The organism is uncultured Algoriphagus sp., assembly GCF_963974835.1.
Taxonomy (GTDB): domain Bacteria; phylum Bacteroidota; class Bacteroidia; order Cytophagales; family Cyclobacteriaceae; genus Algoriphagus.
Map to the genome: position 1 here is coordinate 71,885 of NZ_CAXBET010000006.1, position 24,739 is coordinate 96,623.

Consider the following 24,739-nt stretch of genomic DNA (forward strand, 5'->3'; position numbering starts at 1 on the left):
TATGAGAAAGAACTACTACATTACACTTTTTTTAGTGACTATACTTTTACAAAGCTGTAACTCCAATTCTAAGGAAATTACCACCCCGCAGGAATTGGTATCTGAGGGAGAACTTGTTTCCCTGACTATAGATGACCAGACTTCGAATGTAAGTGATGGATTGGTCCATTTTCAGGATAAAAATGGAAGCTGGTTATTCAAATTGAATATGATGAATAATGAAATTCAGTTGTATAATCTAGATTCAAAATCGCTGGAGAAGAAAATAATTTTTGAAGAAGATGGTCCAGAGGCAGTACCAAGTATTTTGGGAATCCATGTGCAGGCTATGGATAGTATTTTTCTGTTTGGATATCCATTATATAGTCTTCAACTGACAGATACGAGTGGGGCAATTAAAGCAAATTATAACTATGAACCTCCCTTTAACTATTTGGCCGCTTTTGTTCATAATGCCCATTACAATTACACTCCAATTTTACGGGGGAATAAGTTGCTGGTAAACACAAAGTTTGAAGGAGACCTGAGAACTATTCCGGATGATACGCTGGCGACTAAGTCATTTAGCTATACTATTGATCTTGAGAATTCAGAAGTGAATCTACTTCCTATTACTTGGCCTGCTGGCTACAATGCTTCTGGTTCAAAACTTCTGGAATTTAGTATGGCTTCTGATGGTGAGAATCTGGTTTACTCCCTTGTGGCAGATCATGACCTTTATGTTTCTGACTTAGATGGAAAATTTTTAAAGACTGTAGCTGCTAAAAGCAAGTATATAGATCAAAGCTTTCCTAGTTTTAATGAGGCGACGGATGGTTTTAAAACGATGAAATATGTGTATGCCTCAGATCGCTACGAGCGTCTTTTGTATGACGAATATAGAGGAGTTTTTTACCGCTTTGTTTTTCCTAAAGTAGAAGTACAAAATGAAGAGGAAATCACTCAGTTGAGGAGATTTCCTCGGAAGTTTGCCGTGATGATTTTGGATAAAGACTTGAACGTGCTGGGAGAAACGCTTATGCCTGAAAATACCTACTATCCAAATAATTCTTTTGTGAGCAAAGACGGGCTTTTTATCTCCATCAATCATCCTGAAAATCCCAATAGTGAGGAAGACCTGATGAGCTTTGAGGTGTTTAAGCTAAAGGAAGTGGAGTAAACTCCCTTTTAGCCAACCGGAATAATGTTACACAGATTATTTCTAAGTTTCTAATCTAGAACCCTTCTCATTTTAAAGATTGGGTGAGTATTGCCATCACAGTCGTAATTCCTTCCTTGTAATTCCCCAGTCTGATGTTTTCATTAGGACTGTGTTGATTATTGTCTGCGTTCACCGTAGGAATGGTAACTGCAGGTATTCCCAGTGCATCCACAAAAGGAGAAATGGGAATAGATCCTCCAGAGATCCTAATCTGCACTGGATCTTTTCCGAATGCTCGATTCATAGCAGCTCTCAGCCATGCACCCGTTTCAGAGTCCATCGGAGTACGAAATGCCTGATAGGAAATAGAATAAATCATCTTCACGATCTTAGGATACTTCATTCGCTCCTCATCAGTTGGATCATGATCAAGTATATGGAAGCCCTGATCCTCGATATGCTTTTTGATAAGGGAAAATAAACGTTCTGGATCTGATTCCGGAACTAACCTCACATCGATTTCTGCTAAGGCAGTAGCCGGTACAATCGTTCTTGCCTCTTTGCCTACCCAAGCTGACTCCATTCCACGGATGTTCAGTGAGGGATATTGAATGCTTTCCTGATAGCTTTGACCTACCTGATCTGTCCTACCTATTCCCAGTTTCTTTTGGATAGCCTGCTCATCATCGGGTACCTGAGCTAGGATTTCCATTTCTGATTCGGATAGATTTATTCCTTCGTAAAAGCTGGGTATTACCACTACGCCGTTTTCATCTTTCATGGAAGCTAAAAGCTGCGAAAGAAGAAAAGCTGCGTTAGGAGCATAGTTTCCATAATGCCCGCTGTGCTGAGGGAGTTTTGGGCCGAAAGTAGTCAGGGTCATCTGAGAGATTCCTCTTGCGCCATAGCTTAGCGTAGGTTCATTGCTGGTATGTCTTGGTCCATCCATGATCAGCATCAGATCAGCTTTTAACTTTTCTTTATGGTCCAAAACTGCTTGAGGCAGATTCGGAGAACCTTGTTCTTCTTCAAAATCCAAGATAATCTTGATGTTATAATCAGGGGAAATACCTGCTTTTACTAGAGCATCCCATCCAGTAAGAAACATAGCAATTGGCCCTTTGTCATCTGAGGTAGATCTCCCAAAAAGCCTCCATTCAGGATTGTAATCTGTTTGGAGATTTTCTGAAGGGATTATCTGCCAATCACTGTTGGCATCCAGGGATTTTAAAACAGGAAGATAGGGGTTGGGTTGCAGCCACTTGCTGGTGTCTACTGACTGACCATCTACGTGGAAGTAAAAAAGTGCATTTTTAGTGGCATTAGGTTGCGATTTTGATACAAGAAGCAAAGGGATTCCATTTGTTTCTAGTTTTTCTGAATGCCATCCCCTTTCTCCAAATTCCTTTTCGCACCAAGCAATGTTAACTTCTATTTGCTCAGGGTAAGCCGCATCATTTGGTATACTGACAATCTCCTGTAAAATGTCTAAACCATGTTGCCAATTTTCATTTGTTAGTTTTTCAAGTTCTGCTTGGGTTAGTGATTGGCTAAAGGCAGAAATTCCCAAAATCAGGAGGGGCAGGAATAGAAGTTTTTTCATAGGTGTCAGTAAAGAATTAAAAAGTACTGAAACTCATCCATAAATGAAAAATGTCAAAGAAATGATTGAAATAAAATCACAATATTATCCACATAGGCTTTAAAAGCCTGAATGCTATATGCTCATTATTGGAAGGAAAGAGGAGAAGAGATTCATCAGTTAAGATTTAGCCTTTTGTTTGCTCGGCAGTCTGGGTAATCTCCTTACCATTTAATATGAATTTGTCATAACCGTAAAGGCTGACATTCACCATGGAATCACCTACTTCCGCCAGTGTATTGAATCCATTTGGGTAGAGTTTTCTTCCGATAGGATACATCCAGGCAAAGAATTTATACCAAGAAAGTACATGCTTGGCTCCTTCCATTGGCTTCATGCCACCGGGACGATAGGCAAAAACCTGTTTGAAAGAAAGCTTCTTCAGGTCATTTTCGGTTTTACCCTTTACCCTTGCCCAGTGACTTTTTCCCTTCTCAGTACTATCAGTTCCCTGTCCTGAGACGTAGGTGAAAGTCATTTGAGGATTAAGCTTCGCCAAAGTCTGCGCAAAGCTTAAGGTCAAATCGTAGGTAATTTTCTCATAGTCCTCCTTGCTGACACCCACGGAAGAAATTCCTGCACAGAAAAAGCAGGCATCGTAGCCGGAAAGTTGAGCTTCCACAGCGCCAAGGTCAGTGAAATCGGCATGAATCAGCTCCTCCAATTTGGGATGCTGATGGCCATTCGGCTTGCGGCTGATAGCCAATATCTTTTCAACTTTGGGATTCTCAAGGCATCGCTGCATTACCCCTTCGCCAACCATCCCTGTGGTACCTGTGATGATGATTTTCATATTTTATGACTGTTCTTAATTATGCCTGATAACGCAATAACTCTATGGCATTTGTCCGGTGACTGGTGTCCGATGTCCTGTGTGGCTTCAAAGTAGCAGTTAACCATTTCTTTGAAGTTCTATTTTTTCTAGTAAATGAAATCAAAGCACTATATAAAATGCTTAACACTAGCATTCAAGCTACATACGTCACCCGGCACCGGTCACCCCGCATCTGTCATTTCAACTTCACCAGCGGGTAATTCAATCCATTCACCAGGTTTTTTACTACTACATATTTATCCAAATTCTTGAATAACTCCGTAAGGTTTCGGAAGCCATAGGATCTTGGATCGAAACTGGGGTCAATCTTTCTCAGCGATGCCCCGATCTTGGCAATGTGGATTTCCTCTTCCTCATCGGAAGAAATTTCAAAAGCTTTATCGATTATACTCAGATCAAGTTCCGCAGCTTCTTTTTCAGGAAGTTCCTTTTTGATTTCCTCATTTACTACCACATTTTTTCTGGTGGTACTGACCTGGGATTTATCCACTTTTTTACCTGTTGCTTTTGGTTTTTCTTCTGGCAAAAGATTCTCAGCATAGGTGAAAATCTCACAGGACTGCACAAAGGCTTTTGGGGTGATCCTGCGACCTATTCCCATCACAAACATTCCTTCTTCCCGAATTCTCTTTGCCAAACCTGTGTAATCAGAATCGGAGGATACGATGCAAAAACCGTCCACGCTTCCGCTATGAAGGATGTCCATCGCATCTATGATCATGGAGCTATCAGTGGAGTTCTTGCCGGTAGTGTAGGAAAATTTTTGGATCGGGCTGAAAGAATGCAGGTTGATCATCTCTTTCCAGCTATTCATATGTGGCGTGGTCCAGTCCCCGTAGATTCTCCGGATGGTGGCTTTGCCGTATTTGGAAACCTCTTCGAGAATTTCCTTGATTAATTTTGCTTGTGCATTATCCCCGTCAATGAGGACGGCGATGTTGAATTTATTGTTTTGCATGTATAAAAATATAATGTATTAGCCCATAAGTTAGCAATTAGTAAGCCGAGCTTGGGGATTGGCAGGAAAAAGAGAGGGTAATGGAATGTTCTGGAACCTTCGGAGTCTTATGAAATAGTGTGTAATTTTTTATCAATTCCCTTCCAATTTCACAAGTTGGACTTCAGTTTCGGAGCTGGGAATAGAATACGATACATAACTCCCATTAGAATCAGACATTATTTTAAGATTGATATCTCTTTCATTTTGGCTCAAACGAACACCTTCCCAGCCTTCGGGAAGGTATGTTTTAAGCGTCAACGGAATGTCATAAACAGCAGCATCCAAGTCTGAGCTTAATTTGATCATAATAGTATCCCCCTCCAATTCAGATTTAATTTGAGCTGCTTTTCTTTCTCTTAAGTATTTGGTGACATCGCCAAAAGTGGCAACCCAAACAGAATCCTCATTTTCTTTAACATCACCAAAGTATTGGACCAACTCTTCTCTTTTCAGCGGCTCCCAACCGTAATCTTCAACTCCGTGAATCACCAGCACTAGCCAAATGTTGTCATGTGCATTCACTGTGTCTGTCCAGGCTTTCATCTGATCAATACCCGTAGTGCTAATTGCACCTCTTTGCCATTGGACATATTCTTTATCAGTGTTTCCAGGTTGCTTTTGACTTCCTCTATTTATTTCTTCCAACCATTCTTCAGGCATTCTGTTTCTTAAAGCAGGATAGATTTTATGAGCGTACTCCATGACTCTTTCATTCTCAGTGCCATATGGGCCTTCCGCTGAAAAGGTCGCTTTCGCACCCATAAACTTCGCTAAGTCAGCTTTACTTTGCTCTAATTCATAACGAATGTTTGCTTCATCCAGCACTGCTAGTCTAGGATGAGTGACTGTATGTGAGGAGATTTCATGTCCTTGCTTTTCGTATGATTTATATTGCTCCCAAGTAGTGGTGTCAACTGGGTTGTTATGAAAAACCACATCTTCCGTATCTTTCAAACGGCCATTTCTTATTTTTTCATAGCCTTCGTCGAGAAGCAGATAAGCCTCTGAAACTTTTCCGGCTTCGAACAATGACCCTACATTCGCATGATATTCCTCTGCCTCAGTGGTTCCTGTGAAAGCAATCAAGGAAGCTCTTTCGAAGAAATTGGTAGAATCAGTTTTGATAGTTGCCGTTTCCGAAATGATGGTTTCCGGTTCTCTACCTATAAACCGCCCTTTTGCAGACCCCTCCACTTTTCCGGTAATAATGAAAAATGTCCCTGGCAGATCCAAACTATCCATTATTGGTTTTGCGACGGTCAATTGATTGATGATCCCATCATCATAGGTGATGGAAATTGCACCATTCTTTCCATCTGGCCACTTTGTAATTTCTGTCTGGGCAGACCAGTCTTTAACTGGATTAGCGCATGAAGCAGCGAGAAATAAGACAGCAAAGAGACTTCCTTGGGATGGTAATAGTTTCATTTATTTTTAGTCTTGTTTTTCTGAGAAAAAAAAGAAGCGCTTTTCAGCGCTCCTAATAATATTTCAAAATCCTTACCCCAACTTCTCTTTAAAGAAACTAATCGTCCTATCCCAAGCTAAAGTTGCAGCAGCCTCATCGTAGCGAGGTGTGGTGTTATTGTGGAATCCGTGATTTACATCTGGATAGATGAAAGCCTGATTTTCCACATTATTTTCATTCAGGGCTTTTTCATACGCTGGCCAGCCGGCATTTACCCGCTCGTCCAGTCCTGCAAATTGTAGCATTAGAGGAGCTTTGATTTTTGCGGCTTCTTCTGCAGAGGGTTGACCTCCATAAAAAGGAACAGAGGCATCCAGAGTTGGAATTCGAACCGCCATCATATTTGAGATCCAGCCTCCGAAGCAGAATCCTACCACACCGATTTTGCCATTGCAGTCTGGATGTGCCTTTAAATACTCGTAAGCAGCGATAAAGTCCTCCAGCATTTCATCCCGATCTCGTTTGCTCTGCATTTCACGACCTTCATCGTCATTGCCGGGATACCCTCCGAGTGGAGTGAGCGCATCAGGAGCCAAAGAGATAAAACCCGCTACAGCAGTTCTTCTTCCCACATCTTCTATGTATGGATTCAGGCCTCGGTTCTCATGCACAACCACCACTCCAGGTACTTTACCTTTCATTCCGGCAGGAGTAGAAAGCAATCCCTTGATCTTGCCTCCACCTTTTGGAGAATCGTAAGTGATGTAGTTTGATTCCAAGCGAGGATCATCTGCTTTGATGGTACGGGTGTCTTCATAATTTGGCATCATTGCACTCATAAGCGCGGCAACAGTTACGCCTCCTACGGCATAAGCGGAAAGTTTTTCTATGAATTGTCTTCGCTCAAGTTTGTTGTGTGCATAAGCATCGTATAGATCAAATACGCCTTGGTCTATGTCTTCTTTTCTTAATTCCTTCATTGTTATTGGTTTTGTGGGTTGTAGTGTAATTTACTGAATTGCATGAAGTAAATAAATTCACTCGTGTAATTCTTTAGACGCTTTCAAGTACAAAGTACCAAGTACCAAGTACAAAGAATCAAGCACTGACAACTGACAACTTCCAACCTCCAACTTCCCAACTTCCTCTCCCCACTTCCAACTTCCTTTTATTCTTCCGAACTTGCACGCACAAATCATTGACTATTCCCTTGGCTTCAAAAGTTCTATTCATCACCCCGCCTTTTACCCAGCTTAATACGCCTTATCCGGCTACGGCTTATCTGAAAGGCTATATGAATCAAATCGGAGTGGCATCCAATCAGGTTGATCTAGGAATAGAGGTGATTTTGCAACTTTTTTCCAAGGCAGGATTAACCAAGATTTTTGCAGAGATTGAAGCTAATCAGGCAGATTTGTCGGACAATGCTGCACGTATTGTGCGATTGAAAGCTAATTACTTGCAAACCATAGATCCTGTGATTGCTTTTCTACAGGATAGAAATCCTACGCTGGCTTATAGAATTGCTGAGGGAGATTACCTGCCTGAGGCCAGTCGCTTCGAGCAATTGGATGATCTGGAATGGGCTTTTGGTACGCTTGGGATTCGGGATAAAGCCCGGTATTTCGCGACTCTTTATCTGGAAGATATCGGTGATTTGATCTCGGAACAGATAGATCCTCATTTCGGCTTTAGCCGCTATGCTGAGCGCTTGGGCATGTCCGCCAATACTTATGATGAGATGCAGGAAGCACTGAATCAACCTTCCGGTTTGATCGATGACTTACTTTGTGATTTACTGGAGCAAAAGATACAGCAGTACCAGCCTACTTCTGTTGCCTTTTCAGTGCCTTTCCCAGGAAATCTTTACGGGGCTTTCAAATGCGGGCAATACCTGAAAAAGCATCATCCAAACTTGGTACTTTGGATGGGAGGAGGATATCCAAATACGGAGTTGCGCTCGCTAAAGGAACCTCGGGTTTTTGATTACATGGACTTTATTGTACTGGATGATGGAGAAGCTCCAATTCGGCTGTTGCTCGATCATCTGGATGGGAAGATACCGGTTGCTGAGCTGAAGCGAACCTTTACCCGAGTTGACGGTCAAGTGACTTTTTGTAATAATCATGCAGTAAAAGATGTGGCTCAGCGAGAAGTGGGTACGCCGGATTACAGCGATTTGCTGATTCGGGATTACCTCTCTGTGATTGAAGTGGCAAACCCAATGCATAGACTTTGGTCGGATGGTCGTTGGAATAAGATGACACTGGCACATGGTTGCTACTGGGGAAAATGCACCTTTTGCGACGTGTCGCTGGATTACATCGGGAGGTATGAACCGATCACTGCATCGATTTTATGCGATCGTATCGAGGAGATTATCGCTCAGACTGGCGAAAATGGGTTTCATTTTGTGGATGAGGCGGCACCACCTGCTTTGATGCGGGATCTGGCAATTGAGATTCTTCGCAGAGAACTCTCTGTGGTTTGGTGGACGAATATTCGTTTTGAAAGCAGTTTTACCGCAGACCTGTGCCGGCTTCTGAGAGCTTCTGGATGTATTGCGGTTTCTGGCGGTTTGGAAGTCGCCTCTGATCGCTTGCGGGAAATGATCAAAAAGGGAGTGACAGTCTCTCAAGTCGCCCAGGTAACCAACCATTTCACCCAATCAGGAATCATGGTTCATGCGTATTTGATGTATGGTTTTCCAACCCAAACTGCTCAGGAAACAATTGATTCCTTGGAAATGGTTCGTCAGCTAATTCAAGCGGGAGTGATCCAATCCGGTTTCTGGCATCGATTTGCCATGACTGCACATAGCCCAGTTGGGCTGGATCCAAAGTCTTTTGGAGCAGTTAATCTCATGCCTGTGGAAGGTACTTTTGCAAATAATGATTTGCCTCATGATGATCCTACGGGAGCGGATCATGAGATTTTTAGCGAGGGCTTACGCAAATCACTTTTCAATTACATGCATGGAGTCTGTTTCGATGTACCGCTTCAGGATTGGTTTGAAGCCAAGGTACCAAAAACTACTATTTCTAAGAATTACATAGCTCAAGAAATCAATAACGAGCCAGCTCCAGAATATAAAGATCGAAACAGAATTCTTTGGATAGGAGCGCAGCCTGAGCTGCAGGTTTTCGAAGAGGATGAGCTTGCGGAGTTGATTTTTTCAGGGAAAAAAGAAGACTTCGCCATGGAGCTACCGCTTAATTTGGGGATCTGGGTTGCTGAACTTCTAAATACAGTGGGTTATAACCAAAAGCTAAATACCCTAAAGCCAATCCGGGAAAGCTATGAATCTCAATTTGGCGACTTTGAAGAGATGTTGGAATCAGAAGTCTGGGAAATCCTGAGAGAGCATGGATTGTTGGTTTTTTAGGAAACATCCCAATTTTGCTATCAATGACATACTATGATTTTATTGGAAATCATGTCAGTCCGAGCGAAGTCGAGGACAATTATAAATCAGGCTTCGACTTCGCTCAGCCTGACATTCCCACTTCACTCAGCTTGAGATTTCCACTTTGCTTAGCCTGACATTCCGAATTAGCTTAGCCTAATATTACGACTTCGCTCAGTTTGAAATTACGGGTTTGCGGAGCCTACATTAGCGTTTCACTTTTGTGAGTTTGAAGTTTGTATTACTCAGATTAGAACTACAAATCCCACTCGATTTGGGCGAGCGATTGTAATCTCAAATCGGGATATTTTTTACTCAGCGGTATTATTTGAAAATAGATTTCTATGTACCAAGCGGCGAATTAGAGTGATTCGAATGGATCATTCAAAATAATAATTGCTGTGGCACAACTTGTGAATTGATGATCCGACAAACAATTTAACCATATAATTTCCCCGACATGAACAATCTTTTCAAAGGATTAATCGCAGGCTACGGAGCCTATAAACTAGGCGGAGGATGCCTAGGAACTATTCTGGTATTCGTAGTTATCTATTTGCTAATGGGGCAATGTAGCTAACAGATTTTAGCACTAGATTACTCTCCCCATATTTGGATCTGAAATGCTGTCTTTGCCTGATTCCAATCTTCCGGCATAGGTTATTTTCAGATCCTGATCTTTTTCTTCAAAAGTAACCTGATACCATCCTTTGTACTTTTTCGTATCCACTTTAAGGCTTGTTTCAGCGCCTGCAGCCAGCTTTATTTCTTTGTTTGTTTTTAGATAAACATCATCTTTAGCCTTCAATGTCAAGTTAGATGAAGAGGTATTTTTTATTATAAACAAAAGTTCATCACTGGCTTTGTTGTTATTTAAAACTGCTTTTGCACTGACGTCCAAGTTTTTTTGTGGAGACTTACCTTTAAATTCCCGATAGAATCCATTTGGTCCATAGACACGAAGGTGATATTGCCCATTTTCAAATTCTGAAATTGGCCATTCATAAGAAATAGTGTCTCCAGATTTTACAGCGAAAGCCCAGATTTTTACCGGCTCAAAAATTTTAGATTTGGAGTTGAGATAGTTGCCAGGAGCATATACATTAAATCCCGAACCTAGGGCTTCTTTCCCGAAAATTTCCTGAGATGATGTGAAAGTAATGATGAAATTTTTCCCGTCAGAACTGATTTTCCCGTCCGCATGCAAGTCGTATTTCAATCCGTTGGAGGGCTTAGTGCCAGGTTCCTGAATTGGGAAAACAGATGAATTTGCTTGGTTAGACGCTTCTTTTTTAGCTTCTTCTTCCGAAAGCTTTATGAAATTAGTAGGGACATTTTTGAATTTAGCATTGTAAATCTGCTTCACAAATTCCTCCTGATTTACGGGCTCAGCATGTTTAATTTTCTCATCATTGTAAGGACGGAATGCCGATGTTAAATCTCCGCTGACTGTTCTTCTCCAAGAGCTAATATTTGTTTCTTCGATTTTCTTGCCGGTCTTCTTGGTAAGGAAAGTTTCCAAAAATTGAATAGTGGAAGTAATGTCACAAACTTCAGAATTTACCCATCCGCCGCGCGACCAAGGTGAGGCTATAATCAGAGGCACTCTATATCCCAATCCAACTGGGCTGGTTCTCGCTTCATTGGCCTTAAATCCTTCTCTTAATTCTTCCTCTGCAGTCACAAATTCTCCTACACTGGAAAGTCCTTCAGACATTTTTCCATTAGGCTCGTTTGGATTTGGCGGGACGAAAGGAGGGATGTGATCAAAATAGCCATCGTTCTCATCGTAATTGATGATGAAAATGGTCTTCTTCCACACCTCTGGATCTTCGGTCAAAATATTCATTACCTCCGAGGCATACCATGCACCATACCAAGGCGCGCTTGGGTGATCAGAAAATTTCTGCGGAGCTACTAACCAAGTAACTGTCGGCAAAGTGCCTTCTTTTACATCTTTACGGAATTGGTGGAGAATGTCTCCTTTTGGAATCAAAGTTTCACGGTCTTCTCCATTTTCCTGGTAGGATAGTTTTTCGGTTTGGTGGAAATAAGGATCTTCTGCATTTGTTTGGAAAGCCTTTTTATGAAGATTTTTTGATTTGTCCGAGAGCTTTTCAAATTCTTCAGCATTCCACTTTTTTAGGTATACATCGAGATAAGCCAAGCTATTTTCCTTTTCTTTCAATTCTTTTTGCAGGGCTGATACATTGGCAGGAGAGCTGGCTATATTCACCTTCAATTTGGAAATTTCAGAAGGAAGTTCCTTTGCCCGTTTCTGAAGAAAAAGGTAATGCTCAGGGTGGAAACGAACACCGAATTGTGAAAACCATTCCAGGTTATTGTCTGTGAAGTTTGCCAAAAGAGATTCCGCTTCACCTTGTAATTCAGTAGAAATGCTCAGTTCGTTTTGATAGACTTTCCAAGAAACATTGTTTTCTTCCAGCAATTCCGGGAATGTTCTCCAGCTACCTTCTTTTGTATAAGTTAATTCTCCATTACGGACTTTGGCTTTTTCGCCATCTTCTCCATGGGTTTTACCCGTCCAAAAATAACTTCTATTTGTAGTAGTTCCTGTCAGTGCTGCGCAAAAGTGCTGATCGCATACCGTGAATGCATCTGCTAATGCATAATAGAAAGGTAAATCTTCTCGGCTATAAAATCCCATCGTGAGGGGAAGATCGTAATATTCTTTTTCAGGTCTCTTTGCCTCAATCCAGCCATTGTATTTTCCTTCATTTCTTGCGTCCACTTGATTTTCCCAAGAATGCGGCGTTCCGCTCATCCATGTTGCTTTGGTGTCTTTGATGTCAAAGCGAAAAGGTGCAAATCGGTTTCCATTTATATCCGGTTGCAGCCAAACAGGATTTTGATCTGGAAGAGTAATCGCCCGTGGATCATTAAAGCCACGTACACCTTTCATGGTACCAAAACAGTGATCGAATGATCTGTTTTCCTGCATTAGCATTACTACGTGCTCGGCGTCGTAAAAAGTCGTTCCCGGAGCAGCAGGAATCGCCATGGCACGCTGTACTGCCATTGGCATGGAGCTCCAGATACTTGCACCACCAGTTACCAAAGCTGCTTTCTTTAAAAATTCTCTTCTTGAATCGTTCATAACACTGATTTGTGATTTAATTATAGGGACTTTTCTGTTTTGGCAGAAGGTTTCTGTGATTTCCTTTTTGTTATGATTTTTAGTGAAAGTCTATAAATTAAACTAGATCAGAGGCTTAGCATTGCTTGAGTAATTGTTATGTAATTTCATTTTTATGAAAAAATGTAAAATGGAAGACATTCTAGAGTCAAAAAAACAAGGTTGAGAGAATGCGGCCAAGTTTTTTTAGCAGGTGACGTTTAGGTAAAATTGTAAGCTTCGTCAAATCGCGGATAACTAATTGAAAATTGTCATCAGCATCAATGAGCCTTTTTACTTCAGCTTTGTCATCAAAATAATTCCTGTTGACCAGTTCATTTTCGTAAGTGTAAAATCGGTTCGATTTTCCAATAGCTCAACTAAAATTTTGGCTTTTTCTGCATGTCCTTCCGGCCAATTAGGTTGAGGATCCATATCATCGATGACATACATGCCGCCAACTTTCAGCATGGAAAGTGTTTCATCCAACTCACTATATTTTCCTGGCCAGGCATCAGCGAAAATAAGGTCAAATTTGTCCCCCTCGAAAGTCTTGATGAATTCAGCCCCATCCTGACATAAGATTTTTACCCTTGGATCCTGCTCAAAAATTGCACTGACTATGCCTGTGAGCTCAGGGTCATTATCTATAGATATGATTTTGCCGAATTTATCCAAGCCATCGACCATCCAAGAAAGTGATAATCCTATTCCTGTACCTAGTTCAAGGAAATTTCCGGCAGGTTTACTGGCTATCAAGGTTTTGAGGAGTGTTCCGATATAAAGATCAGAGGGCATGGTAAATCCTATCTCCTGACATTTGGCCTCTATGGATGGATGGGAGGCAGGTTTTATTCTAATATCTGATTGTTTCATTTATGTATATTTTCATTTAAAAATAAGTAGGTAGCAATCCCAAATTTCTCCATAAAATGCGGAGAGTGCGATCGACTGTTTGTTAATTTATATAGCCTAATAATTAAAAAAGCCTCGTTAGAGGCCTTTCAATTAGTAAGTATATTTTACGTAAACTCTTTTTTGAATGCTTTGATCATCGGGATTGAGCAGTGGAGGCGCTACTGCATCGGCGCTCGTACGCATCATTTCCATTTTGGCATAAGCATAAGTAACTGGCTGGGACTCTAGCGATACTCTATGAACACGTATTGATTTAATACCTAAGGTCTCGGCGATAAATTGAGCTCTACTTTCTGCATTCTTCAATGCTACGGTAAGTAATTTATCCTCCAGCGACTTTCTTGTAGCCTCGGAAATCTGAAAATTCAAATTAAAACTCATATCTCCGGATTTCTGAATGGCCTCTACTATCTTCTGTAAATCCTCATTCTTACTGCTGGTGACTACTCTAAGGGATTGATGCGCTACATAGCCAGAATCCCGCGATGTACCACTTCTATAAATTCGATTAACGTCTACTGAATAATTGTCTGCAATCAATTTGTAATCTTTGATTTTGGCATTTTTTAAAGCATCAGCCAGCATTTGCGTCTTTTTGTTTAAAACAGAGACTGCGTCACTTACTTTCATGGCCTTTTCTTCCAGGTTGATCTGAAAACTGGCTTCATCTGGTGCTACCCTTTTCTCGCTAAATCCTTCCACTTCTATTAGAGGAACAGTCATGTTGTCCTGGGCAAAAACAGGCACTACCAGCATTAATGCAAATAGTAGAGTTAAATAATTTTTCATTTGTGTGATTGGTTTAGTTCTGCTTCTGATTGTTCAAAATCGAAGCCAGCTTTAGACATAATTATTTCTATTAAGAGAAATTAAGGGAACTGTAATTAAAAATTAAGTAGCCATTACTAAAATCTCAATTTTCAAATCGGAAATCAGATTTCTCTACTTCCATTCCAATACTTCCATTGTATTTAATTCAGGTCCTCCGCCTCTTTTCGCACTGCCGGCAGCTACGTGGAGTTTGCCTTTGTAGTAGACCACACCCGTTCCGTGTCTTCCCTGAATAAGATTTGGCAGTTTAGACCAGTTTCCAGTACGCGTATCAAGTACCTCTACTTCAGAATGCGAAGCTTCTTGGACAGTGCTTTCTCCATTCATGACCAATAAATAAGGGCCTTTTCCTATCGAAGAAGTTCCCCCTCTCGGAGTAGGTAATCCTGCTTCAACGGTATTCCACTCCTTCGTCTTAAAGTCGAAGAAATCCACTTCTGGAATCACCAAGTCCAATACTTTTCCAATCTCGGCATGCGAAGTTCTCCCACCGGATGCATAGACTTTGTCATCGACTAACACAGCTCCAAAGTGATCTCTTGGTCTTGGAGCGTCTGGAAGAACTGTCCATTCTCCCGTTTTTGTGTCATACTCATCAAACCACGGGACAAAGTCGGCATAGTGACCGTCTACAATTCCGCAAACCATGTAGATTTTATCTCCGCGAGTCAACACTCCTGCAGAACCTCTTCTTCTGTCCTCCGGAATCTCAGCACCCTCCCTCCAAGTATTAGTTTTTGGGTTGAAAATCAGGAAATGCGTCAAAGGAGTTTCGTGAGGATATCCTCCTGTCAAAGCTCCGATCACATAGATTTCGTTTTTGAAAGAAATTGCCTGAAAGTGATGGAACTCCATCGGAGCCATGGCCAACGTTTTCCAGGTATTGGACTTTGGGTCGTATTCTTCGATTGGCTTGACGCCTCTGCCACCAAGGAGATAGAACTTTCCATTGTCTTCCACGAATGAATTTTCATGACGTGGTAAGGGATAGTTTGTTGGTTCTACTGCCGTCCAGTGATCTGATGATTGAGAAAATGCGGCTGTAGTCAAGAGCAAAAGTGTAATTATAAAAAAGTGCTTCATAGCGATCGAAATATGTTTGGTTAGAATAAAAATAAGGATTCAAATACAATTAATCTTATCTGAGTGTATAATCTTGTGGGTTTTGATAAGAATGAATGATAGCAAGAATGACAATTCTGTTTTTTGTGGAATCAACTAGGTAGTGAATGTGGTAGGGGAACTGATGTAATAGAATTGTCCTTGCTTCATTGTACTTTATCTGAAATGCTTCGGGAGATTGAGCTATTCGAGATTTAGCTTCGCGTATTCTGGATAAAAATTGTTTGGCTAGTTTTGGGTTAATTTCATTATAATAAGCAACAGCATTTCTAATGTCAGAGTAGACTTTAGGACTGTTGACAAAAATGAAACTCATAAACTCTTTTCAATTTCGTTCAGTGTTTTGTCAAAATCACTTACATTTTTTGGATCATCATAATAATCAGCAATTCGCTCATCTATAATGTTCTTTTGCCATGACGCTAAATCGGATGGACTGTCAGCTTCTTGCAATTCAGAATACTTTTCTTTCAATGACTCCCATTCTTCAATAGGAATTATAACTCCAGTAGTTTTTCCTTCTTTGTCTTGGATATATTGAAGTGTCATTATCTTAGTTTTTGGTGTACTTAAAGGCATATAAATATACTGGATTAGCGAGTGAAAGTTGAGAAACCCTTCAATAATTTGGTATACTAATAGCTAATGAGTTTTTCTATAAAATAAAAAACACCATCTGCTTATCTAAACAAATGGCGCTTTTAAATAGTGAAATCAGATTTCAAAAATCCGGTGTTGACTTACTTTTCCAAATCCAGGATATCTCCGATTTTGTTAATTTCTTTCATGTCATCTGATAAGCCTTGTCCATCACTTGCGGCAATTTTATCACGGAATGCAGTCAAATTGGAAATATAACCGTCTAGGGCAGATAAGATATTGTCTTTGTTTTCTGTCAGAATCGGAGCCCACATAGCAGGACTTGACTTGGCGAGACGGACGGTAGATGCAAATCCTGAACCTGCCATATCGAAGATGTTTTTCTCGTCTTCCATTTTTTGAAGGACAGTTTTACCCAACATAAATGAGGAAATGTGAGAGAGATGCGATACAAAAGCCAAGTGGCGGTCGTGCTCCTCGGGATCCATAAATCTCAATTTCAGATTCAGCACATCAAATAGCTCATAAGCCTTTTCTTTCAGACTAAGATCAGTTTGTTCAAGCTCACAGATGATCATCACTTTGCGGTCAAGCAAATCCTTAAAAGCTGCTTTTGGTCCCGAATACTCAGTCCCTGCAATTGGGTGAGCAGCTAGGTATTGCTTTCTTTTGGGATGATCTGTAACTAAAGAACAGAGTTTTGCTTTTGTAGATCCCACATCAAAAACCAAAGTGTCTTCACCTACTTGATCAAGGGTTTTTAGCAAAAGATCGTTTAATTTGTCGGCAGGAGTTGCCAAAATAATAATATCAGTGTCAGGATCTGCTGATTCTTTTGCCTCCTGAATGATCCCAAGACTCAAAGCATCCTGCAAATTTTTCTCATTTGCATCAGTGCCTGTAATCAAAAGATCAGAGAATTTTTCCTTAGCAGCCAAGGCAAAAGAGCCTCCCAGAAGTCCTAGACCTACAATGTGTATTTTTTTCATAGTTAGTAGTTTAGAATAATGCTTTGCTCTTCTATCCAAAAAGATAAAAGCATCATAGGATTTGGGCAACACTAGCGAATTCGTGTCGTCGGTTACCCGTCATCGGTAAATTTATTTAATCCGGTTTATAGCTTCCAAGATTTTAAACTCAGGCATACAAAGCGAAAAGCGAACGTAGCCTTCTCCAGCTGATCCAAAGATTTTTCCAGGAGTAATGAATATGTTTCTCTCGTAGAGTAATTCGTCCACGATTTGATCGGCAGTCTTTCCTTCAGGCACTTGGCACCAGACAAATAGCCCTGCTGCATTAGTATCATAGCTTAGGTTAAGCTTATCTGCCAATTTCCAGACCAGTTTTCTGCGGCTTTGATAAGTGCTTTCAATATCAGAAAACCAACTTTCCCCTAAATTTAAAGCTGCAATAGCACCTTTCTGAATTCCCAAAAACATCCCGGAATCCATATTGCTTTTCACTTTCAATACTTTTGCAATCCAATCTTCCCGACCTACAAGCATTCCTACACGCCAGCCAGGCATATTGAATGCTTTGCTCAAAGAATTCAATTCCATCGCAACATCCTTAGCTCCAGGAATAGACAAAATGCTGATTGGCTCTTTGGTCAAAATGTGACTGTAAGGATTGTCATGAAGCAAGACGATCTGATGCTTTTTAGCAAAAGCTACCAATTCCTGTAAAATAGCTTTGCTTCCAGGAGCGCCAGTAGGCATATGAGGATAGTTAATCCACATAAGTTTCACCTTACTTAGATCCTGATTTTCATATTCTTCTAAGTTAGGTCGGCCCGATTTCGTCAGGTCAATTCCGTAGAAAACTGGAGTAGCTCCAAGTAAATTTGTGACAGATGTATAAGTAGGATAACCTGGATTTGGTATCAAAACCTCATCGCCTGGATTCAAAAACGTCATACTGAGATGCATGATTCCTTCTTTGGACCCCATCATAGGGAGAATTTCTTTGTTTGGGTCTAATGTGACGCCATACTCCCTTGAATAAAAGGAGGCAATGGAAGTTCGAAGCTGCGGAATTCCCTGATAATTTTGGTAACCATGAGCTTGGGAATTGTCAGCTGTGTTTTTCAGCGCATCTATCACAAGTTTGTCAGGAGCCAAATCCGGGCTCCCAATCCCTAGGTTAATGATAGGTTTTCCATCAGCAATCATCTGATTCACCTCACGCAGTTTGGAGGAAAAGTAATATTCCTCTACACTACTCACTCGATCTGCAAAGCCCTTCATTTATCTATTCTTAATTATGTATTTCTGCTTTTTTACTTGTAAAGAGACTAAAGCATTATAGGATTTGTTTAACACTAGCTTTGAGAGTACTTCGGTCATCGGGCTTGGTCAGCAAGGAAATTTTAGCTATTTGTATCAATACGGATAGTCATATTATTATTTCCTACTTAGGTATTCCCCAAAAATTTTCACTTCACCAAAGCTAGCTCGAATTTCTTCAATTGTCTGAGTGAAGACGGTATGATCTTCAAAAACCAAGTCGATGAAAAATGCATATTCCCATGGTTTTTCGATCACTGGAATGGATTGAATTTTACTTAAATCAATTCCATTTTCAGAAATCAAAGTCAGCAATTTCGCCAATCCACCTTTTTGGTTTTGGATGGTAACTTTTATGGATGCTTTATTCGCTTCGCTCGCTGGTTTTACAGATTCTTTCTGAAGAATAATAAATCGAGTGAAATTGCTTTTCACAGTCTGAATATCCGGTGCAAGGATTTCCATTCCATAGATCTCGGCTGCGATGCTGGATGCGATTGCTGCGACACCTTTCCAATTTCCTTCAGCGATATCACGCGCTACAGAAGCCGTATCGGTATCTTCTTTTAGTGCGATATGTGGATGCTGCGCAAAAAAAGCCTTGCACTGCAAAAGAGCCATAGGGTGGGAGCGAACTTCAGTTATTTCCTGAATTGTTTGTCCAGGAAGTGCCATAAATTGATGTCCAATAGGAAGGTAATATTCGTCACGAATACTCAATCCATAGCGATCAATTAAATCATAGTTAGGCAAAATCGCTCCGGCAATGGAATTCTCAATCGCCATCACAGCAAAGTCAGCATCCTCATTTGACACAGCACGAGCAACTGGCTCAAAAGTGGTGAAATCTAGTATTTCTATGTCGTTGCCAAAATTGCGCAAAGCAACCTGATGATGAAAAGATCCAAGTACTCCTTGGATAGCTATTTTTAGCTTGCTCATATATTAAGACTGGCTGAGAATGGAAATACCCGCAAGCTGGCAATGTTTCCAGAAGCTTGGGTAAGATTTATTAACCACAGATGGATCTTCAATGCTCACTCTGGTTTTGGTGATCAAAGGCATAAATGCCATTGCCATTCTGTGGTCATCGTAGGTGTGAATTTTTACATCAGTAGGCATGGTCACAGATGGAATCACTTGATAAACTTCCGGTTTGACTTCCTTTAAGTCTGCATTGAACTTTGCCAATTCCTGCTGCAAGGCATAAATTCTGTCTGTTTCCTTAATTTTCAAACTTTCCAATCCGGTGAAGGTCGCGTTTTGTCCTAAGATCGCACAAGTCACTGCGATAGTCTGAGCCAAGTCCGGACAATGCGTGAAATCCCAAGTAGTCAATCCTTTTACTGGCTGTTTTTGCAATAAAACCCCACCATCCTTAAACGTGCTTTTAACCCCTAGCTGCCCCATGATTTCCACTACTGCAGAATCTCCCTGGAGACTGTTTTCTTTCAATCCAGAAAGAAAAAGCTCACCGGAATCAGCGCATGCCAATAAGCTAAACCAATATCCAGCACCTGACCAGTCGCTTTCTACAGCGAATGTTGTGGATTTATAAACTTGATGCGGGACGGTGATTTTATTATCAACCCAGGTGAAATTGATCCCAAATTGATACATGGAATCTAAGGTCATTTCTATATAAGAGCGAGAACCAACTTTTCCTTCCAATTCAAGTTCTAATCCCTTTGGTAACAAAGGTGCTATCATTAGCATCGCAGAAATATATTGGCTGGAAACGTCCCCTCGGATTTTAACTTTATCACTTTTTTGCTCTGAAAGTCCATGAACCGCCATCGGCGGATAGCCTTCCACTCCTAAATAATGGATTTCAGCTCCTACAGTCCTCAGTGCATCTACCAAAATTCCGATCGGGCGCTCACACATACGCGGAGTTCCTGTCATCACTTTGTTTTGGTTGGTGATCGCAGCATAGGCTGTTAAAAATCGCATGGTAGTCCCAGCATCCAAAACATCATAGACTGGAGGGTTTTTCTTAAGCAAACTGATCATTGTCTGCGTATCACGAGCCTCAGCAAGGTTGCTTATCTTGTTTTCACCTTCCGTAAGTGCATCAATTATTAGCACTCGATTGGATTCGCTTTTCGAAGAAGGAAGTGGGATATGGGTAGACGAAAAATCTGATTTTTGGGCCAGATGAATGGTTTCCATGGTTTCAGTATTCACAATATTGGTAATTAGGTCTGAGGTAAATTTTGATAATAATAGATCGCCTCCCGGATTTCATCGCGGGTGATTGGGATATTATAGGTGCAATCGCCAATAGCATTTAGCAAAGAAAACATCAATTCTTTGCCTTCGTTTTTCTTGTCTTGCAGGCAGAAGTCAAGAACAGCTGGAAGGTCAGTTTCCAGGATTTCTACCTTGCCATATACTTTCAAAAAGGCAGCTTGAATCTGCTCCACTTCTGCCAATGAAAGCTTTAATTTCTTGTGTGAGAGCCAGGCTTCGCAAATCATTCCGACTGCGATGGCTTCTCCATGTAATAAATGTCTAGGTCCATCCAAAAAGTATGTTTCAAGTGCATGGCCTATCGTGTGTCCAAAATTCAAGATTTTGCGTAAGCCAGCTTCTTTAGGATCTTCTTTGACTACAGCTTTTTTGATCTCTACAGAGTGATGGATCAGCGGAGTCCAATAGGAATTGCTCCAGTTTTCAAAATCCAGACTTTCGAAATAGTTCTTGTCCCGTATCAATCCGTGCTTTATGATTTCGGCAAAGCCAGATCTTAGCTCTTGTTGAGGTAAAGTTTTTAGGAATTCGGAAGCAACAATCACAGTTTCGGGCTCATTGAATACGCCTAGGTGATTTTTTAAGCCTTCGAAATCTACTCCCAATTTTCCTCCCACACTCGCGTCCACTTGCGAAAGTAGGGTAGTGGGCATGTTTATGAAGCGTATGCCTCTTTTATATATGCTGGCGCAAAAGCCACCCATATCTCCCAAAACACCGCCCCCGATATTCAGGAAAAGTGCTTTTCTGTCAATGTGGGCTTCAGTCATCGCTGCCCAGATTTGCATGCAGGTAGCAATGGTCTTATTCTTTTCACCGGAATCAATGGTGAAAAAAGTGCTATTTGAAGGGAAAACTTCTTCAACCAAGGGTAGGCAATGTTCCTTGGTGTTTTCATCTGTTAAAATAAAAAGACTCGAGAAGTTGAGCTCGCCAAGTACGGCGGTCAAATCCACAGATGCGTTTTCAGAAAAGATAATAGAGTTCACGAAGCAGGAAGTTTACTGAGTCTAAAATTGGGAGAAAATTCTGAGGAGAAATATTCCCCTCAGAATTTAAATAGCTCAGTGATTATGAATTTACTTTTTTACTGGATCAGCTTCTCTAAGCTGCTTTTCCTGGCGCTTCACGGATTCCTCATGGATGCAATAAAGCAACTCTCTCATAAATTTTTCGCTCAGGTTTTTTGATACTCCCTTTGCGGTACGTCCTTCCATTACTTCCTTCCAGCGATCAGATTGAAATACGGAAAGGTTATGTTCTCTTTTGTGTGCGCCGATTTGGTCGATCACAGCAAATCTTTCTTGTAGGATGTCCAGTAATTGATCGTCCAAGTGATCTACCGCTCTTCTCAGATCATTCAGTCTTTCGCTTGGTTGCTCAGATTCCAATGGTTTTTTGAAATCGATAGCTGAAAGAATCTCTTTTAGACGAGCTGGAGTTACCTGCTGCTTAGCATCAGACCAAGCTTTGTCTGGGTCATGGTGCGTCTCGATCATTAGTCCGTCCAATCCGAAGTTCATCGCCTTTTGCGAGATTTCAAGGATTCCGTCTCTTTTACCCACGATGTGAGAAGGGTCGTTGATTACTTCCATTCCAGTCCAAACACGTTTCAAATGCATTGGCATAGACCAGTTTGGCTTGTTTCTGTATCTCTTATCGTATGCATCAGAGAATCCTCTGTGAATTGCAGCCAGCTTAGTAAGTCCAACAGCATGGAATCTTTCCAAAGCTCCCATCCAAAGGTCAAGATCAGGGTTCATTGGGTTTTTCACCATCACTGGTATATCAGAACCTGCTAATGCGTCAGCAATTTCCTGTACTGCAAATGGGTTTACAGTAGTTCTAGCGCCTACCCAAACTACGTCCACATTGTTTCTAAGGGCGATTTCAGCGTGAGCTGCATTTCCAACTTCAACCGTGATAGGGATATTCAGGTGATGACGGACGATCTCCATCCACTTCAGTCCTTCTTCACCGATACCTTCGAAGCTTCCTGGTCTAGTTCTTGGCTTCCATATTCCGGCACGGAACATAGACGGAATTACATTGTTTTCCTTCATCTCGATACAAATCTGCTCGATTTGCTCTGGAGTCTCTGCGGAGCAAGGTCCTGCGATGATGGTTGGGCCTGTAAGTCCTAGGCCCCAGTCTTTGATTTGCAAGTGTTGTTTCATGTGTTTGTTATTTATTTTCAATGGTCACATGGAATCTCACATGGTTTATATCATCGCACTTTGTGATGTTTTTCGTCATGCTCGATTTCATAATTACTGAGCTTTAAATGAAAAAAGCCCGACTCTTTCGAATCGGGCTTTATGTGTTATATTTTCTTTTTAGTTTTAGGCTAGGCAATACACAACTCCGATTCGATTTTGTCTTCGAAAGTAAAAGTAAAAGAAGCTAAAATATGTCGTTGCTGTGTTTAACATGTGCCAAATGTAAAGTGGTGATTTTTAAAATCAAAATTAATTTTTATTCGGAGTATTATTTAATCGGCAAAGATTCAGGTGATTCATTGAATTTTTCTAAACGGGAAATGAAATATGATATCTTTCGGAATTATATTTTGTTTAATTTTTAAAAACATATCGAAATATTTGGAAAATTTTTTTTGGAATAATTTAAAAATGTTAGCTGTGTTTTACGGGAAAGGATGTTGGTTTAAGGAATAATGTGAGACTGCAATCCATTACCAAAGAAATCCAATATGTTTTTGCCTATCTCAGATATCTCTTCACTGATGTCTGCTTTTCAGTTACTTTTCACGATTCAATTATCATAACAAAAGGAACCCAAAAGCAGTTTTTTTGATATCTTTGCAGCTTTATTTCTGGAATATGCCCGCCAAACCCAATATTTCTTTTGAGAACTTAAAGGTTGCCTTCGCCTCAAAAAGTAATGCAGAACTCAGGAAAATGTACCTGGTTTTTGCCATGTTGAATAATAAATTGGTTTCTGATATAGGAATTGCTTTGACCAATATCGGCTTTAAGCTTCATCTGCCAATCAAAGGGATAATGAAGCAAACGATGTTTGGCCACTTTTGTGGAGGGGAAACAATCTCAGAAAGTTCCGATGCGGCAAGCAAATTAGCTGAATACGGTGTAGAAAGTACACTGGATTATTCAGTAGAAGGAGAAGGTGATGAAGCGAGTTTTGATATGACTTGTGCAGAGATTTTGAAAACTATCGAGAAAGCAGAGAATCAGGATTCTATGCCATTTGCGGTTTTCAAAGTGACTGGATTAGGTGATTATCAGATTATGACCAAAATGCAGGCTGGAGAGAAACTTTCGAAAGAAGAACGTCTTGCTTTCGAGCGTATGAAAAACCGAGTTGATCAATTGTGTAGTGCGGCTTATCAAAAAGGAATAAAAATATTGGTCGATGCGGAGGAGTCCTGGTTTCAGGATGTGATTGATGACTTGGCTTACGAAGCCATGGAGAAGTATAACAGGGAAAGCTGCATCGTATACAATACTTATCAGATGTATCGACACGACATGCTTGAGCGCTTGAAGGCCGCCGAAGCTGTATCTAGAGGGGCAGGATATTTACTGGGAGCTAAACTGGTTCGTGGTGCATATATGGAAAAGGAAGCGAAGCGCGCAGATGAAATGGGTTATCCAAGTCCTATCCAACCGAGCAAATCGGCAACTGATAAGGACTACAATCTCGGTGTAGAGTTTTGCCTAGCGAACAGTGTGTATTTAGTCAGTGGATCGCACAATGAAGCAAGTAACCATCTAGTAGTTGATCTTATCGATAAGCATGAAATAGACAAAAACTCTGACCGGGTTTTCTTTGCGCAGCTCTATGGAATGAGTGATAACATCTCCTTTAACCTAGCGGATGCTGGTTATCGTGTGTTGAAATATGTTCCTTACGGGCCTGTGGAAAAAGTAATGCCTTACCTGATTCGTAGAGCTTCTGAAAATTCCAGTATTGCAGGACAAAGCAGTAGGGAGTTTATGCTGATTAAGAAGGAAATAGAGAGAAGAAAGAAAAGTAAGTGATCAGTTGGCATTCTCAGTTATCAGTCGAAAATATTATTAGGTCCAGTATCTAAAGTGTTGTCAGGCTGAGCGGAGTCGAAGCCCAGAAGATTAAATAATAATAAATAGTGTGAGGTAAAACGATGAAAGATTGTAAAGTTGCT

At 40.8% G+C, this 24,739-nt stretch carries 20 protein-coding genes; 4 read left to right on the plus strand and 16 right to left on the minus strand.

The genetic code is table 11. From position 1 onward, the window contains the following. The first annotated feature begins 1 nt into the window (after position 1). Positions 2–1,159, plus strand: a complete 1,158-nt coding sequence (locus tag AACZ73_RS13050; protein ID WP_339878449.1) for a DUF4221 family protein — start codon at positions 2–4, stop codon at positions 1,157–1,159. 67 nt (positions 1,160–1,226) lie between these two features. Here AACZ73_RS13050 and AACZ73_RS13055 read toward each other — a convergent pair whose 3' ends face one another. The 5 genes from AACZ73_RS13055 to AACZ73_RS13075 all read right to left on the minus strand — a co-directional run bounded on the left by AACZ73_RS13055 (position 1,227) and on the right by AACZ73_RS13075 (position 7,006). Then, a complete protein-coding gene (locus tag AACZ73_RS13055; RefSeq protein ID WP_339878451.1) occupies positions 1,227–2,744 on the minus strand; it encodes a M20/M25/M40 family metallo-hydrolase in 1,518 nt (505 codons plus the stop codon). A 166-nt stretch (positions 2,745–2,910) separates the two neighbouring features. Further along, positions 2,911–3,576 (minus strand): NAD-dependent epimerase/dehydratase family protein, encoded by a 666-nt coding sequence (locus AACZ73_RS13060; protein ID WP_339878453.1) that lies wholly within the window; start codon positions 3,574–3,576, stop codon positions 2,911–2,913. Positions 3,577–3,793: 217 nt separating this feature from the next. Next, entirely contained in the window at positions 3,794–4,576 is a 783-nt protein-coding gene (locus AACZ73_RS13065; RefSeq protein ID WP_339878454.1) for an NYN domain-containing protein, read from the minus strand. 132 nt (positions 4,577–4,708) lie between these two features. Beyond that, positions 4,709–6,046: a polysaccharide deacetylase family protein gene (locus tag AACZ73_RS13070; RefSeq protein WP_339878456.1), complete on the minus strand. Its 1,338-nt coding sequence runs from the start codon at positions 6,044–6,046 to the stop codon at positions 4,709–4,711. A 72-nt stretch (positions 6,047–6,118) separates the two neighbouring features. Further along, on the minus strand, positions 6,119–7,006 hold the full coding sequence (locus AACZ73_RS13075) for a dienelactone hydrolase family protein (RefSeq protein WP_339878457.1): 888 nt from the start codon (positions 7,004–7,006) through the stop codon (positions 6,119–6,121). A 230-nt stretch (positions 7,007–7,236) separates the two neighbouring features. On the opposite strand from AACZ73_RS13075, the gene AACZ73_RS13080 reads away from it, so the two are divergent. Both AACZ73_RS13080 and AACZ73_RS13085 read left to right on the plus strand, forming a co-directional pair. Next, positions 7,237–9,411 carry a radical SAM protein gene (locus AACZ73_RS13080; protein WP_339878459.1) on the plus strand — a complete coding sequence of 725 codons (2,175 nt, stop codon included), beginning with the start codon at positions 7,237–7,239 and terminating at the stop codon, positions 9,409–9,411. A 23-nt stretch (positions 9,412–9,434) separates the two neighbouring features. Then, positions 9,435–9,569 carry a hypothetical protein gene (locus tag AACZ73_RS13085; protein WP_339878461.1) on the plus strand — a complete coding sequence of 45 codons (135 nt, stop codon included), beginning with the start codon at positions 9,435–9,437 and terminating at the stop codon, positions 9,567–9,569. Positions 9,570–10,024: 455 nt separating this feature from the next. Here AACZ73_RS13085 and AACZ73_RS13090 read toward each other — a convergent pair whose 3' ends face one another. From AACZ73_RS13090 to AACZ73_RS13140, 11 genes are all read right to left on the minus strand, one after another. Further along, complete coding sequence (locus AACZ73_RS13090) at positions 10,025–12,550, minus strand: phospholipase C, phosphocholine-specific (RefSeq protein WP_339878463.1); 2,526 nt, start codon at positions 12,548–12,550, stop codon at positions 10,025–10,027. A 312-nt stretch (positions 12,551–12,862) separates the two neighbouring features. Further along, the gene (locus AACZ73_RS13095) at positions 12,863–13,444 is read right to left on the minus strand and encodes a class I SAM-dependent methyltransferase (protein WP_339878465.1); all 582 of its coding nucleotides are present in this window, start codon (positions 13,442–13,444) and stop codon (positions 12,863–12,865) included. 132 nt (positions 13,445–13,576) lie between these two features. Then, a complete protein-coding gene (locus AACZ73_RS13100; protein WP_339878467.1) occupies positions 13,577–14,275 on the minus strand; it encodes an SIMPL domain-containing protein in 699 nt (232 codons plus the stop codon). A 153-nt stretch (positions 14,276–14,428) separates the two neighbouring features. Next, on the minus strand, positions 14,429–15,400 hold the full coding sequence (locus AACZ73_RS13105; protein WP_339878468.1) for a galactose oxidase: 972 nt from the start codon (positions 15,398–15,400) through the stop codon (positions 14,429–14,431). 351 nt (positions 15,401–15,751) lie between these two features. Continuing rightward, positions 15,752–16,018: a hypothetical protein gene (locus tag AACZ73_RS13110; protein WP_339878470.1), complete on the minus strand. Its 267-nt coding sequence runs from the start codon at positions 16,016–16,018 to the stop codon at positions 15,752–15,754. 161 nt (positions 16,019–16,179) lie between these two features. Beyond that, positions 16,180–17,028: a prephenate dehydrogenase gene (locus AACZ73_RS13115; RefSeq protein ID WP_339878472.1), complete on the minus strand. Its 849-nt coding sequence runs from the start codon at positions 17,026–17,028 to the stop codon at positions 16,180–16,182. Between the two features lie 111 nt (positions 17,029–17,139). Then, entirely contained in the window at positions 17,140–18,285 is a 1,146-nt protein-coding gene (locus tag AACZ73_RS13120) for an aminotransferase class I/II-fold pyridoxal phosphate-dependent enzyme (protein WP_339878474.1), read from the minus strand. 156 nt (positions 18,286–18,441) lie between these two features. Continuing rightward, the gene (locus AACZ73_RS13125) at positions 18,442–19,266 is read right to left on the minus strand and encodes a prephenate dehydratase (protein ID WP_339878475.1); all 825 of its coding nucleotides are present in this window, start codon (positions 19,264–19,266) and stop codon (positions 18,442–18,444) included. A gap of 3 nt (positions 19,267–19,269) precedes the next feature. Continuing rightward, positions 19,270–20,496: a 3-phosphoshikimate 1-carboxyvinyltransferase gene (locus AACZ73_RS13130; protein ID WP_339878744.1), complete on the minus strand. Its 1,227-nt coding sequence runs from the start codon at positions 20,494–20,496 to the stop codon at positions 19,270–19,272. Positions 20,497–20,522: 26 nt separating this feature from the next. Next, positions 20,523–21,566, minus strand: coding sequence for a 3-dehydroquinate synthase (gene aroB, locus AACZ73_RS13135; protein WP_339878477.1), 1,044 nt, complete (start codon positions 21,564–21,566; stop codon positions 20,523–20,525). Positions 21,567–21,656: 90 nt separating this feature from the next. Then, complete coding sequence (locus tag AACZ73_RS13140; protein WP_339878479.1) at positions 21,657–22,754, minus strand: chorismate mutase; 1,098 nt, start codon at positions 22,752–22,754, stop codon at positions 21,657–21,659. A 663-nt stretch (positions 22,755–23,417) separates the two neighbouring features. Between AACZ73_RS13140 and AACZ73_RS13145 the strand changes: the two genes are divergently transcribed. Continuing rightward, positions 23,418–24,596 carry a proline dehydrogenase family protein gene (locus tag AACZ73_RS13145; protein WP_339878480.1) on the plus strand — a complete coding sequence of 393 codons (1,179 nt, stop codon included), beginning with the start codon at positions 23,418–23,420 and terminating at the stop codon, positions 24,594–24,596. Positions 24,597–24,739: the final 143 nt, after the last annotated feature.